Origin of the sequence: Cardinium endosymbiont of Philonthus spinipes (assembly GCF_964030745.1) — a bacterium.
Classification (GTDB): domain Bacteria; phylum Bacteroidota; class Bacteroidia; order Cytophagales; family Amoebophilaceae; genus Cardinium.
On the sequence record NZ_OZ034918.1, the window covers coordinates 495,637 to 509,514 of the forward strand.

Below are 13,878 nucleotides of genomic sequence, written 5' to 3' on the forward strand. Positions count from 1 at the left end.
CTAATAGTAGCTAAGTTTTTAACTTTGTTACTAGCCATTGATCCACAAAAATCATGCCAATGCATCTATTCAAATAGATGTACAATCAATGGCGCGGGCTTAAGAGATAAATATTATTGACTATTAAATAGAACAGCATTTTTTACATGGAGTATTGGTATACACAGCACTTATGGCCACCGATAAAAGATTTGGCGCGCAGTAAAGGCTCAGCCCCGCGTCTCCTTCGATAAAAAAATGGCGCTCTAGTAAAGCGCTAACACCTGAGCGATATCTTTTTCAGCGGATTAGAAAATCGTCTGTTTGAAGCGCGCTTGCGGGCTGAGTTCACGATTTTTCCGCTGAAAAAGATATCGATTCAGCTATTTACTATCGGGCCAGACTTTTTATCGAAGGAGATAAGGGACCCAGCCATAGGCGTAAATAGATACTTATAATCAGGTAAAAATAAGATAAATGCCTTAAGCCCGCGCCATTGGGTGTACAATTACCTTTTTCTATGCATCTGATTGCCCCTTATTACGGCAAAGCAGGTTTGGTGATTACCGCAACATGCTCTTTTGTTCCAATATCGTCTTTAAAATTAACCGTCTTGTCATGACCACCTGCATAAGCGTCCAATATATTCAATAGGTACCAGGCACTTGCAATGATAATAAATAGATCACGTGTGCGTTCACATTCCTTAATACGTTTTTCGGTGAATGTAGGATTTGGTTTATCTGCACCTGTCATAAGTAAAGTTCGCTTATGTTTGTGCATCTCCCGGTGTTCTGAATAAATTCTATGGCCAAGAAAGGAAAACCCCAAATACAGGCAAGGCACTTTCCAATAATCTTTGTTATATACCTGCCCTAAGCCAGGAACTACCATAGAGCTAAGCCAGGAGCGTTGTACCTTAGCCTGTATACGCATGGTCTTATACAATAATGCTGCTTCATCTGCCTGATTAGCAGCTTGATGGTTAGATTGATTTTTTGTCGCATGTAGGATGCTAGGTGATTTGCTGCTAAAATCAGATACAATAAAGTTATGTGGTAGTATACTAGCTTGACTCAGGTAAGGGAAGTATAGCCATCCTGCCACCATTAAAAAAAACTTATAACATACCCTCATAGCTTACTGTATATTTGATATCATAGCAACAATTCTTCCTAATTCTTCCTCAGAATCAAATAAAATCTTTATTTCCCCCTGTTTTTGTGCGTCCGCTTTTATAATCACCTTTGTATTAAATTGTTGGGTTAACTGTGTGGTTGTATTTTTTAGTTTTGCTTTAAAAGAAGGATTAAGCTGTGTTTTAGCGGTTGCCTTTTTTAGGTGGCTGGCAGCAGATAAATCTTGCACTAGTTTTTCCACTTCTCGTACAGAAAGCGTACCTTCTAGGATCTTTTTTAATAAACTTAACTGTGTTTCTGGTGTCTGAAGGTTAATCAGCGCTCTTGCATGACCCATAGAAATTTTTTGATCTCGAAGCGCAATTTGAATATCAGGGGGCAATTTAAGCAACCGAAGGTAATTGTTCACTGTGGTTCTATCTTTTCCGACTCGTTCCGCTAATGCTTCCTGCGTTAGTTTACAGTCTGTTAATAAACGCTGATAACTTAACGCAATTTCAATCGCATTTAATGACTCCCGTTGAATATTTTCGATGAGTGCCACCTCTAGCATGTGTAAATCTTCAGTGGTACGTATGTAGGCTGGTACCTCTTCCAAGCCCGCTAATTTAGCAGCACGCAACCGCCGTTCTCCAGCTACTAACTGATATACCTGATCGTCTACTTTACGTACAGTAAGTGGTTGTATAATACCATGTATTTTTATGGATTCGCTTAACTCATTTAGCGTTTCTTGGTTAAAGTCTTGTCGGGGTTGGCAAGGATTGATGGCAATGGATGCGATCTGAATCATTTTAAAAAAACACTCAGTAGCATCAGCAGCAGCTTCTGTATGCGCTCCCTGTAACAGTGCACTTAACCCCCTGCCTAGGACGCGCTTTCCTTTTGTAGGCTCCATAATTAAAAATTTTACATTAAACCTCTTTCAAGTTTTCAAAAGCAGTCTATTATTTCTTAGCGCTACTAGCAATTTCTTCAGCAAGGCTAAGATAACTAATCGCTCCCTTACTATCCGAATCATAAATAATGGCCGGCATACCAAAGCTTGGCGCTTCACTTAATTTAATATTTCTTGGAATAATCGCTTCAAAGACCATGCTTTGAAAATGTTTCTTGACCTCTGCTACAATTTGGTTGGCCAGACGGAGCCTTGCATCATACATCGTCATCAATATCCCCTCGATTTCCAGGTTGGGGTTCAGCCGAGATTGAATAATTTTAGTTGTATTTAATAGCTTTCCTAGCCCTTCTAATGCAAAATATTCACACTGTACCGGTATAATTAAAGAGTCTGCAGCAGTGAGTGCATTGATGGTGATTAAGCCTAAGGAGGGGGCACAGTCCACTATGATGTAATCATAAGTGGGCACTATCGGCTTAAGGGCTTCTCTAATCCTGCCTTCTCGGTTCTTAAAGTTAACCATTTCTACTTCTGCACCAACTAGGTTGATATGGGAAGGCAACAGGTCCAGATTAGGTATACTGGTTGATTGAATCAATAGTTTAGGATCTACAGCCTCCACAATGCATTCGTAGATGCTGTGTTCCACTTCTTCTGGTTTAATGCCTACTCCAGAAGTTGCATTTGCCTGTGGATCAATATCAATAAGAAGGGTTTTCTTTTCTAAGATAGCAAGACTTGCTGCTAGGTTTATAGCAGTAGTGGTTTTGCCAACTCCACCCTTCTGATTTACAATCGCTACGATTTTTCCCATAAACACTGCGATTTGCTCGCATAAATTTTACTAATAATCAGATTGTTGCCAAATCCTCGCTTTCTATTTCTCAACTTACAAGGGAATTCAGTAATGTAAAAAACAGAAATCAAGTAAAAAATAACACATAATATATGCAGCCTGCTTTCGAAGGTTCGCTTATGCCGATTGGCAAGAGCAACAAAACAAAAAACCGTAGCCTACTAGGTGTAGGTTACGATATTTAAGCAGCGGATCAGCCTACAAGCGAACCGCAAAAGTAACATTTCGAAAGCAGTATATATAAACATTGAAAAATAATGAATATTAAACTACAAATAACGCTTCATTACTTTAATGAGCACCACATTATATGTGGTGTTAATCACTCCAATCTATGAAAAAATCAAAATATATCAAAAGGTATTCCTGATAAGGATTTCCCATCTTACTTTTTGCACCTTTACAAAATGTACTTTTTATATATGGAAATATGACTAATCTGTCATTACTACCAGGTTTTGGGCGATTTAGTCCATGCAAGAGTGGTAGCTATCTCCCTAAATAAACCATTAAAATGGAAACATCAGCTGGGCGTACGCCACTAATACGCGAAGCTTGCCCTAATGTAGCAGGTCTTTTCTTTTGAAGTTTTTCTAATGCTTCTGCCGAGAGTGCTTTTAACTTGGTGTAATCAAAATTAGAGGGAATGGTATAATGCTCTAAGCGTTCCATTTTCTCTACAAGTTCCCTTTCTTTTAGAAAATAACTTTCATATTTCAGTTGAATGCTCACTTGTTGAAGCACCTCTTTATCATAAGCAGATAGCGTATTTCCTTGCTGCTTATCTAGTACAAGCAGGTCATTAAGGTCCATCTCTGGCCTTTTTAATAATGCTTCAGCAGACTGTGCTTCATCTATTAAGCTTGCATTTTTTGCTACTAACGTTGCATTAATGCTGTCTGGATGCACCTTCCATTTTTTTAAAAAATGAAAGATATCAGCCATTTCCTCTTTCTTTTTATATACTTTCTGCAGTCGATTGTCATCAGCTAAGCCTATTGCATGTCCCCGTTCTGTTAAACGCAAGTCTGCATTATCTTGCCTTAGTAAGATGCGAAATTCAGCCCGTGAAGTAAACATACGGTAAGGCTCTTCTGTTCCCTTGCTTACTAAATCATCTATTAAAACCCCAATATAGGCCTCAGATCTTTTGAATACCACTGGACTGAGCTCATGAATCTTTCTATAGGCATTAATTCCTGCCATTAGGCCTTGACAAGCAGCTTCTTCATAACCAGTGGTGCCATTGATTTGGCCTGCAAAGTAAAGATTTTGAACCAATTGAGTTTCTAGCGTATAGTGCAATTGTGTAGGGGGAAAATAATCATATTCGATTGCATAACCAGGGCAAAGCATTTTTGCGTTTTCAAAACCAACTATAGCCCTGAGCATTTTGAATTGAATGGCTTCTGACAACGAGGTAGACAATCCATTTACATAGACTTGAATGGTATGCCAGCCTTCTGGTTCTACAAAAATTTGATGACGCTCTTTATCTGCAAATCTATAGACCTTATCCTCTATAGAAGGACAGTAACGAGGACCAGCGCTTTGAATTTGCCCATTATAGATGGGGATGTCTGCCACATTATCCTTAATGAGATTGTGTACAGCTGGATTGGTATAGGTAATATAACAACTTTTTTGTTTTGCAAGAGGCTCTTGGCTTAAAAAAGAAAAACTACCCGGAAAGGCATCACCTGGCTGAATCTCCATCTTATCGTAATCTAATGTTCTGCCATCTACACGAGGAGAGGTGCCTGTTTTCATCCTTCCTGTTTCAAACCCTAGTTTCTGCAGTTGCTCAGTCATACCCGTAGCAGCCCTTTCTGCAGAACGACCACCGGCTATTTTTTTTGTACCAATATGAATCATTCCATTTAAAAAGGTCCCATTGGTTAAAATAACCGCTCGACTCTCTATCGTAATACCTAGCGCAGTTTGTACCCCCCGAACCCTTCCATCTTGTATCAACAAGGAGACAACCATATCTTGCCAGAAATCCAGATTGGGCAATGATTCGAGCGCCCTTTTCCAACATTCTGAGAATAACCTTCGATCATTTTGGGTACGAGGACTCCACATTGCTGGCCCCTTTGAGGTATTCAACATTCTAAACTGAATGGCTGACTGATCTGCTACAATACCAGAAAATCCCCCTAAAGCATCTATTTCCCGAATAAGCTGCCCTTTTGCAATACCCCCCATAGCTGGATTGCAAGACATTTGACCAATGGTTTGCAAATTCATCGTAATTAGCAAAACCTTAGCACCCAATTTAGAGGCAGCTGTAGCCGCTTCACACCCTGCGTGCCCACCACCAACTACAATAATGTCATATTTAAGCAACATAGATTTAAAAATGTTTCACGTGAAACATCCAATTAATAATTGGATAAAGAGAAGGATTATCCTTTAAGAGTAGCTTATTTGGCAGCAAGCCCTTAAACTCACTTCCTACTGTGGATCAATGAGATTGATTGTATAATTTAATGATCAAATGGTATATATAACTACTAACCCCACAGAACTCTTTAACAACCCGTTTCTAATGGCGATTTTGAGACTTGCCCATGTTGCTCAACCATAGCTGAATATGTTGCAATGCTCGATTACGTTGTCTCTAAAAATTGTGCATCACAAATAGGTTTCCTAAAAGCCCTAGTAAAGCATGCAACCCTAAATAGGCTGCATGCCTTGTTGCATAGCAATTGACTGACCCATCCCTTCTTTAGGGAGGAGGGACTATACTAGCAACTCTATAGAACAGGGGATTTCTTTTATAAGTAGATCGCGACCAGGAAAGAAAAATGCAATTTCTTCAGCAGCTGTTTCATCTGAATCTGAGCCATGAATAGCATTATAATCGATAGAAGTAGCAAATGCCTTTCTAATGGTACCTTCGGCAGCTTCTGCTGGATTGGTAGCACCCATTAGTTTGCGTAGACCTGCTACTGCTTCTTCTTTTTCTAATACCATAGCTACTACAGGTCCAGAAGCTATGAATTTACACAAGTCTTTATAAAAAGGACGGTCTGCATGGACTGCATAAAAATGCTCCGCAGCAGTTTGTGTCAACTGAAGCATAGACATTGCATGTATAGCAAAGCCTTCTTTTTCTATCATAGCAAGAATAGCACCAATATGGTTGGCACCTACTGCGTCAGGTTTAATCATTGAAAACGTATATCTTCCTTTCATTTTACTAACTGGATAAATGTGACTGGTAAGGGATTGTGCTTGTTTTAGCCCCACGATGGGGACTACACCTTAAACAAACAATTGTATGCATTGAAGTTTCTTAGCAGTTATAACTGGAAAGCATGCTACTATTCTCATGCATATAGCTAAATCTCATCCTGAAATAGGTTAAGGTTTTAGTGCAGGTACTACTACTTCTGAGTACGCTACAAATATAATATTTTTTAGGCCTTAGTCAAGGATTAGGTAGATGGTGTGGTTCCTGACCCCTAATTGCCCAACCCTTTCTTTACTCTAAAGTACTACATCCAGACTATAGTAAGGCAGACTCATGACTATCCCTTTTTAAGCAGCATAAGCGATACTATTTAACTAGAGAGCTTCTGCAAAGCCTATTTCTAATGGAAATTTTGGTGTCGAAGCTTGTCTATGCTCCTCAAATACATCTAGTATGCTGCGGTGCTCGACTGCGCTACCCCTAAAAATTGCTGATCACAAATAGCTTTTACAGAAAGCCTTAGGCCAAAGATGTTGAAAACAATCAGCCCAGTGACAAAAAATAGATTATATTGCAAGCCACCTTTTACTTGACCTGACCCAAAGCAACCTCAATTAGAATCTAGCACAGATGGTACAAAATAGGGAAATAGCTGTAAAACAATTGGGCTTAATAGATTATCAAGAAGCATTGGCGATTCAGGAAGCTTGCTATAAAACTATTGTGGATCGCAAGTGTGGCCATGCTACAGCTCAGCAACCCAACCAAGCCCCACCTGCCGGTTACTTGCTTTTTTGTGAACACCCCCCCGTATATACCCTGGGAAGAAGCGGATCTATCGACCATTTATTGGTCGATACAACCACCTTAGAGACACAGTCGATTGCCCTGTATCATGTAAATAGAGGGGGAGATATTACCTATCATGGACCAGGGCAGTTGGTAGTCTATCCTATTATTGATCTGGAATTTTTTTGTACAGACATACATCGTTACCTGCGCCTGCTTGAAGCATCTGTTGTAGAGACGTTGGCCTATTTTGGAATTCTATCAATGTGTTGCGCTGGGTTAACTGGCGTATGGCTACCGGCAGATAAAACTACAAAACAACCCGATCGAAAGATTTGTGCCATTGGCATTAGAGTAAGCAGATGGGTCACCATGCATGGACTGGCCCTAAATATAACCAATGATCTGACACCTTTTGAGCAAATCATACCTTGCGGCCTGCATAAGAAGGTGACATCTATGAAACAAGAATTGAACAGACACATTGCATTAATGTCTGTATCAGACATTTTGGGGAAAAATATTCTAAATAAGTTATATTCTGTATAAATTTTGTATTAAACTTTTATTTAAAATAAAGTATCAAATATTTATATTGTGTATAAGGCTTCCATTTTAGGATACACAAGGCCTTATTGATGACCATTTTGTAATGAATAGTTCTTAGATGCAGTGCAGTTAAGCACAGAAGCATACTAGGTGTATTTGAGGGGTATAGACAAGTCCCCCAAGTGGTCATTACAAATAGCTTTACGGGCTCAGCCTGTAAAGGGTCAGCAGCATTAGTGTTTCAAAAGAAACCTAATAGAAAGGAACTGATAACCATGTTTTGTTTTCTACTTATTAAATTTGCTAATGCCAGATGCAACATAGAGGAGAAATTATTGAAAGTGTAGTGAGAAGAAGCGGTCTCTCTCTTTCAGCATTAGCTGAAAAAATGGGTATAAGTAGAAATACGCTCTACAATAGATTTAAGCAGAAAAACTTGAGCTATGACTTTATATTGAACTTAGGGGTGGTGCTGCACTATAATTTTGTGATTCATTTTCCTGAGATGAAGTCAGATAGAGCACTGTCAGATGATTTCCGTTCAAAATTATTTCAACTTGAGGAGAAGTATAAAAAGCTATTGGAAAAATACAATTGGTTGTTGAAATTTTTGCTAAAAAAATCGCAGGAGGTCGATCAACATGCCTTCTATAAGCAAATTAAAGAATTCATCAACTCTTCTTCTTTTTAACTTCAGCGAAAGTATGACAACATCTATAAGGATTAAAAAATCATTGGGGCAGCATTTTTTAGTAGATAGTACTGTCTCTAGTCAAATAGCTAACCTATTAACAGATAAAAGTCTAGCAGGTACAGTAGTTGAAGTGGGACCTGGTAGGGGTAGCTTAACAGAAATGTTGATCGCTAAGCCTATTGCTGGTTTATACCTTGTAGAGATAGACCGCGAATTGATACCCTATCTAAAAAAGAAATATGCCCCATTAAAGGAGCGCATTATAGAGGCAGATTTTTTAACGCTGCCTCTAACCGAACAGTTTCAAGACGCACATTTGACGATTATTGGCAATTTCCCCTACAATATTTCGTCTCAGATTTTCTTTAAAATTTTGCATAACCGTCATCTGGTCCATGAAGTAGTAGGTATGGTTCAAAAAGAAGTAGCACAACGGATTGTTGCCCAACCAGGCAATAAGGTATATGGTATACTGAGTGTATTTTTACAAGCATTCTATGCTATAGAATACCAGTTTACAGTCCCCCCCCACCTCTTTCTGCCGCCACCTAAGGTAGATTCTGCCGTTATTACCATGCATCGCAATAACGTACAAAAATTGCCATGTAATGAGTCACTTTTTTTTAAAATAGTCAAAAGTGGTTTTCAACAACGTAGAAAGAAGTTACAAAATGCTTTGCGCGCTTTGGGTATATCCAATATAGGCTGTGCTGATTTACTGAATAAACGCGCGGAAGAACTCAGTGTAGCTGATTTTGTAACACTAACTAATGCATTGGAAAACAAGACGTTGACTTAGGCTATAACAGCCTATTATTTGTATCCATCATAAAAATTGCTTAAAATTATATGGTTTTGGTTGTTTGCCATTTATCTGTGCGTTTTTATCTCTATTGATCCCCAAGTTATATATTGTTTTATTAACCAAAGTCAATATAATCGATTTAATAAAGCTGATTCAGCTTACATTTTTATAGGAAAGCCCTTTATCCTACGTTTAATCTTCTAAGCAGCGCTTATCCAACCGCATTCTGTCTTATGATACTATATAACATGCCCCTTTTTATGGTATTGGCTTTTTTGTTATTGACTCTAGGAGTAGGCCTTTACGCGAGCCAAAGAGCAACTACATTGCGTGAATATGCTGTCGGTAATAAGCAGTTTCATACCACTACCTTAGTGGTTACAGTGTTGGCGACAAGTTTTGGAGGAGGGACCCTGATGCGTAATGTACCGAAAGTGCATAATATAGGTATATATTTCATAGCCATGCTTTTTGCAATAGCAGTCGGCTTTTGGATAAAAAGTTGTTTGGTGCTGCGTATGAGGCCATTTATGGAACATCTTTCTATGGCAGAGACGATAGGCAGCCTATATGGTAAATGGTTCAGAGCTATTGCTGCGCTATTAGGAATCTGTTTTTCTATTGGTATTGTTGCTATTCAAATCAATGTAATCTCCGCTGCTATCGGCATGTGTGTAGATTCAATTGACCCACGTATCATAACTGTTCTGGCTACTTTAATCCTTATTGCCTACGCTATGTTTGGAGGTATTCGTGCGATAACGCTTACAGATATATTGCAATTTGCAACCTTTACTATTATTATTCCCTTGCTCATTAGGCTTGTGTTTGTAAAAACAGGCAAGTCATTTTTAGACATTATATTGCTTCTACAAAAGCAAGAAAAATTTCAGTTCCGTAATCTCTTCCATTTGGACAAAAAATTATTGAAGCTTGTGGTGGAGAGTCTAGGCCTTGCATGTTGGTTCAACCCGTCAGCTGTACAAAGAGTCTATATGTCTTCTGGTCCGATTCAAGCACATAAAGTATTCCTGCGTGTCACCCTTTTTAGCGTTATCATACTAGCATGTATTGTCTTAATGGGCTTGCTTGTTTTTGTAGGCGATTTAACACTTCCGGTAACAGAAATTTGGCCCTATATTCTAGCCGATATGCCACCTGTGTATAAAGGATGTGTGGTCATTAGTTTGTTAGGAATGGCTATGGCCACAGCTGATTCTAGTTTACACACTGCTGCCATTATGTTTAGCCATGATATGGTAGAAAGCATTCGGGGCATACAAGTAGTTTCTTACGTCCACCAGCTTCGGCTAGCCAAATACACAGCACTCATTACCGGTTTGTTAGCCATGATTGTAACCGTCTACTATCCCAACCTATTTCAATTAAGCCATTTTGTTTTTAATGCCCTGATTATTTGTTTTGAAGCTACAATAGCCGCTCCTTTTATCTTGGCTATTTTGGGGTTTCGGGGTAGTCTGCCTACCGCTTTGATCGGAATGGCTATAGGTGCATTGACTGCATTAATTTTGAAAAAGTGGCCACAAATTGACATAGGCATAGGAGTAGGTTTTTTGGCCATGGTAGCCAATGGCTTGGCTATGATGGCTGCCCACTACCTATTGCCACAACCAGCTGATAAGGGGTGGGTGGGCAGAGACGATCAACAAAAAAGAATGGAACAGCTCATACGAGCATTTAAAAAGTATAAAAAAAATATAGATCTAGAGTAGCACCAGCTTAACGGATACAAGAATAGTAAGAGGATTTTTTAAGACTATTTTTTGCTTGATGATAAGGAATGTGTATCTTGCTTTTTGCTTATATGTAAGTAGCATAGCCAGCAGGTTGAACGGTTCACACTTATTTTTAAATAAAACACTAAATAAGTCATAATTATATGCAGCCAAATACAATAGCACTCCGGTTAGATATCGCTGAGGTGAATGTAATTATTAAAGCCTTGTCTGAAAGACCTTTTCGAGAAGTATATGAATTAATAGGTAAAATTCATGCGCAATCTAATGCACAACTCAAGCCAAATGGCCCACAACTTCAACCCAACGAACCAGTTAAGGGAACGTATGTACATGATCAAGACTAATCATATATTTTTATTTCATTTACATCATTTTATATAATAATGGATCAACTTCTGAGAGCCATTATGGGTGCAGGAAAATGGCTAATCTATGATCAACAAAGATTATTGGAATTTAGTGTAGTAGTAGCTTCCATTTTTTCCCATTTTTTAGAGGCACGCCAAAATATTTGGAGCAAAATTTTGGCTTTCCCCATTGCGTTTACCAATATTTATGTCTATTCCGTTAGAAAACTCTATGGGAAAGTAGTCTATAGCATCATTTTTATATTTTTTAATTTATATGCCTATTTAAGGTGGAAAGGAAGCATAAATCGACAACCTGTAAAGGTGAGCAGAACATCCCATAAGATACTTTTATCTATTACTGGAATGAGCATATTGGGTGGAATAATCTGGAGCTTTATAATAGGTAAATACTTTAATACATCATCGACGCCTATATCTGTGTATGGAGATGCCTATTACTTTTCTTTTGGTTTTATGGACAAGTGGCTTATGTCACATAAAAAACTAGAAAGATGGGTAGTCGCTCTTTTGCGTTATATAGCCTTCGCACTGGCCTGCTATCAAACAGGAGCGATCATGTTGAGTATGCATTACCTTGTTTTGATATGTATAGGCATTTATGGTCAAATAAAATGGTACCTAGCTTATAAAGCAATGAAATTGCCATAATAGCCCTCTTTCGCAATCTACTTTTGCGAGGAATTTTTTAGGCACACTGCAACTGCTTAGCTGTAGTTGAAGCGCATAGACAAGTCTCAAAATGGCCAGATGCGATTGGGTTTTGAAAGTGAATGGAGGTAAAAACCATCCTTATAGGGATATCATAGTTAGAATCATCAGCAATATGCGTGCAATTAAAGAAAAAAACAGTAAATTGGAGAAATTAATGCCCAGTGTCTAAACCGTACTGGGCGGCCAGTAGGGTTTAGGACCTTAGTGGGTAGGCTATTTAAGCATAAGCGAATAGAACCTTCTAATCTGGCTAAGATATAGGCAGGGGCTATTCCAGAGTGGTATAATACATATAACTTACGAAATCTTAGTAAAATGCCTTGTGGTAGGAAAAGAAAAAGACAAAAGGTAGCTACACATAAGCGTAAAAAGCGTCTTAGGTTAAATAGACATAAAAAGAAAAATAGATAGCACTTAAGTGTCAAGAAGCGTTATTATCTGCTTTGTTTAACTATTTATTAAATATGCTACTAATTGCTTTCTGGGTTTCTGTAAAAAACGTAAACAAAATGAGCGCGTGGGTAACGAATTAATAATTAATAGTACGGATAATAATTGTAGAATAGCACTGCTAAAAGACGGAAATCTTTTTGAGTATCAGGTAGAAAAAGAAGACAACAAATTCAAAGTAGGTGATATTTATTTGGGGATTATTAAAAAAGTAGTGCCCAGTTTAAATGCAAGTTTTGTAGACGTAGGGTACAAAAAAGATGCTTTTTTGCATTATTTGGATCTTGGGTCACAATTCAATTCTTTGAAAAAGGCTATTCACTTGGTTAGGCATCGACAGAGCAATCTTACCAATCTAGCTGACTTTGTAGTTGAGCCACCCATAGACAAACTTGGTAAAGTGGCAGATTTACTCACAAAGGGGCAGGAGGTATTGGTTCAAATCGTAAAAGAGCCTATTTCCAGTAAGGGCCCTCGTATAGCTTCTGAGTTGACGCTGCCTGGTCGTTACATGATACTAATACCCTTTGTAGATACGATTAGTATTTCTAAAAAAATTACAAATGCTGAAGAGCGAGATCGGCTACACCGTTTAATCGCTTCCATTAAGCCTAAAAATTTTGGCGTAATTGTGCGTACTGTAGCCAAGGGAATAGATGTGGCTACATTAGATAGAGATCTAAGAGCTCTTATCGACAAATGGAAGAGGGGGATAGAGCAACTCAGTACTGCATTGCCTGGGGAAAAAGTTATAGGAGAAGTAAATAGGGCCTATACCATTCTACGAGACATGCTCAATGAGTCTTTTGATAGTATTATTGTAGATGATCAGCTTCTTTATACTGAAATCAAGCAATACATACATACCATTGCACCTGATAAAGAGAAGATTCTTAAATTGCATCAAGGTAAAATCAAGCTTTTTGAGCAATTGGGTATAGAGCGGCAGTTAAAAACACTTTTTGGTCAAACAGTTGGTATAGAAGGGGGAGGCTATTTAGTGATTGAGCATACTGAAGCCATGCATGTCATTGATGTGAACAGCGGTAACAGAGCTGTGGATGAAGAGGGGCAAGCAAAAATGGCCTTGAATGTTAATTTGGCTGCTGCACAAGAAATTGCACGCCAGTTGCGGTTGCGTGATATGGGTGGGATTATAGTAGTGGACTTTATAGACATTAAAGGAATAGAAGATCGAAAGCTTCTTTATCAAAAGATGAAGGAGCTCATGAAAGAAGATCGCGCTAAAACCTCTGTTTTACCACTGTCAAAGTTTAGCATCATGCAAATCACACGTCAACGGGTGCGCCCAGAAATGAATGTAGTGACCAGAGAGCTTTGCCCATCTTGTAATGGAACAGGAAAGATCGATGCTTCTATATTGGTTTCAGAAAGAATTGAAGAAACCTTGCGGCTTGTTTTGATGAATCAAAACGAAAAGGGGATTAGGCTTTTGGTCCATCCCTATCTTTATGCCTATTTTACTAAAAATTTGATCTCTAAAAGGTTTAGATGGTTTCTAAAGTATGGTAGATGGGTTACGTTGGTTGAAGATTCTTCCATGGCGGTGACAGATTATAAACTCGTTAATCAAAACCAAGAAGAAATAGAACTCCATTAGTGCTTTTTTATAATAAATTTTTTCGAAAGGAATCTATTCACGCCTTTGGTTGAG

12 protein-coding genes are annotated in these 13,878 nt (G+C 38.5%); 7 read left to right on the top strand and 5 right to left on the bottom strand.

Features of this window, described 5'->3' with window-relative positions:
- Positions 1-519: 519 nt before the first annotated feature.
- The 5 genes from AAHM81_RS02175 to ndk all read right to left on the bottom strand — a co-directional run bounded on the left by AAHM81_RS02175 (position 520) and on the right by ndk (position 6,076).
- On the bottom strand, positions 520-1,116 hold the full coding sequence (locus tag AAHM81_RS02175) for a DUF5683 domain-containing protein (protein WP_342265717.1): 597 nt from the start codon (positions 1,114-1,116) through the stop codon (positions 520-522).
- 3 nt (positions 1,117-1,119) lie between these two features.
- On the bottom strand, positions 1,120-2,016 hold the full coding sequence (locus AAHM81_RS02180) for a ParB/RepB/Spo0J family partition protein (RefSeq protein ID WP_342265718.1): 897 nt from the start codon (positions 2,014-2,016) through the stop codon (positions 1,120-1,122).
- Between the two features lie 49 nt (positions 2,017-2,065).
- On the bottom strand, positions 2,066-2,833 hold the full coding sequence (locus AAHM81_RS02185) for an AAA family ATPase (RefSeq protein WP_342265719.1): 768 nt from the start codon (positions 2,831-2,833) through the stop codon (positions 2,066-2,068).
- A gap of 531 nt (positions 2,834-3,364) precedes the next feature.
- Complete coding sequence (mnmG, locus tag AAHM81_RS02190) at positions 3,365-5,227, bottom strand: tRNA uridine-5-carboxymethylaminomethyl(34) synthesis enzyme MnmG (RefSeq protein WP_342265720.1); 1,863 nt, start codon at positions 5,225-5,227, stop codon at positions 3,365-3,367.
- A 393-nt stretch (positions 5,228-5,620) separates the two neighbouring features.
- On the bottom strand, positions 5,621-6,076 hold the full coding sequence (ndk, locus tag AAHM81_RS02195) for a nucleoside-diphosphate kinase (RefSeq protein ID WP_342265721.1): 456 nt from the start codon (positions 6,074-6,076) through the stop codon (positions 5,621-5,623).
- A 628-nt stretch (positions 6,077-6,704) separates the two neighbouring features.
- Between ndk and lipB the strand changes: the two genes are divergently transcribed.
- The 7 genes from lipB (at position 6,705) to AAHM81_RS02230 (ending at position 13,824) form a co-directional block, all read left to right on the top strand.
- Entirely contained in the window at positions 6,705-7,412 is a 708-nt protein-coding gene (gene lipB, locus AAHM81_RS02200; RefSeq protein ID WP_342265722.1) for a lipoyl(octanoyl) transferase LipB, read from the top strand.
- A 313-nt stretch (positions 7,413-7,725) separates the two neighbouring features.
- Positions 7,726-8,103: a helix-turn-helix domain-containing protein gene (locus AAHM81_RS02205; protein ID WP_342265723.1), complete on the top strand. Its 378-nt coding sequence runs from the start codon at positions 7,726-7,728 to the stop codon at positions 8,101-8,103.
- A 13-nt stretch (positions 8,104-8,116) separates the two neighbouring features.
- Entirely contained in the window at positions 8,117-8,905 is a 789-nt protein-coding gene (gene rsmA, locus AAHM81_RS02210; protein ID WP_342265724.1) for a 16S rRNA (adenine(1518)-N(6)/adenine(1519)-N(6))-dimethyltransferase RsmA, read from the top strand.
- Between the two features lie 239 nt (positions 8,906-9,144).
- On the top strand, positions 9,145-10,644 hold the full coding sequence (locus AAHM81_RS02215; RefSeq protein WP_342265725.1) for a sodium:solute symporter family protein: 1,500 nt from the start codon (positions 9,145-9,147) through the stop codon (positions 10,642-10,644).
- A gap of 167 nt (positions 10,645-10,811) precedes the next feature.
- Positions 10,812-11,015 carry a hypothetical protein gene (locus AAHM81_RS02220; RefSeq protein ID WP_342265726.1) on the top strand — a complete coding sequence of 68 codons (204 nt, stop codon included), beginning with the start codon at positions 10,812-10,814 and terminating at the stop codon, positions 11,013-11,015.
- A gap of 39 nt (positions 11,016-11,054) precedes the next feature.
- On the top strand, positions 11,055-11,690 hold the full coding sequence (locus AAHM81_RS02225) for a nicotinamide mononucleotide transporter family protein (RefSeq protein WP_342265727.1): 636 nt from the start codon (positions 11,055-11,057) through the stop codon (positions 11,688-11,690).
- A 580-nt stretch (positions 11,691-12,270) separates the two neighbouring features.
- A complete protein-coding gene (locus tag AAHM81_RS02230) occupies positions 12,271-13,824 on the top strand; it encodes an Rne/Rng family ribonuclease (RefSeq protein WP_342265728.1) in 1,554 nt (517 codons plus the stop codon).
- Positions 13,825-13,878 lie beyond the last annotated feature (54 nt).

Bases quoted from the DNA above. Each gene is read 5' to 3' on its own strand.
- AAHM81_RS02175 (WP_342265717.1), bottom strand. From the start codon at position 1,116: ATGAGGGTATGTTATAAGTTTTTTTTAATGGTGGCAGGATGGCTATAC.
- AAHM81_RS02180 (WP_342265718.1), bottom strand. From the start codon at position 2,016: ATGGAGCCTACAAAAGGAAAGCGCGTCCTAGGCAGGGGGTTAAGTGCA.
- AAHM81_RS02185 (WP_342265719.1), bottom strand. From the start codon at position 2,833: ATGGGAAAAATCGTAGCGATTGTAAATCAGAAGGGTGGAGTTGGCAAA.
- mnmG (WP_342265720.1), bottom strand. From the start codon at position 5,227: ATGTTGCTTAAATATGACATTATTGTAGTTGGTGGTGGGCACGCAGGG.
- ndk (WP_342265721.1), bottom strand. From the start codon at position 6,076: ATGAAAGGAAGATATACGTTTTCAATGATTAAACCTGACGCAGTAGGT.
- lipB (WP_342265722.1), top strand. From the start codon at position 6,705: ATGGTACAAAATAGGGAAATAGCTGTAAAACAATTGGGCTTAATAGAT.
- AAHM81_RS02205 (WP_342265723.1), top strand. From the start codon at position 7,726: ATGCAACATAGAGGAGAAATTATTGAAAGTGTAGTGAGAAGAAGCGGT.
- rsmA (WP_342265724.1), top strand. From the start codon at position 8,117: ATGACAACATCTATAAGGATTAAAAAATCATTGGGGCAGCATTTTTTA.
- AAHM81_RS02215 (WP_342265725.1), top strand. From the start codon at position 9,145: ATGATACTATATAACATGCCCCTTTTTATGGTATTGGCTTTTTTGTTA.
- AAHM81_RS02220 (WP_342265726.1), top strand. From the start codon at position 10,812: ATGCAGCCAAATACAATAGCACTCCGGTTAGATATCGCTGAGGTGAAT.
- AAHM81_RS02225 (WP_342265727.1), top strand. From the start codon at position 11,055: ATGGATCAACTTCTGAGAGCCATTATGGGTGCAGGAAAATGGCTAATC.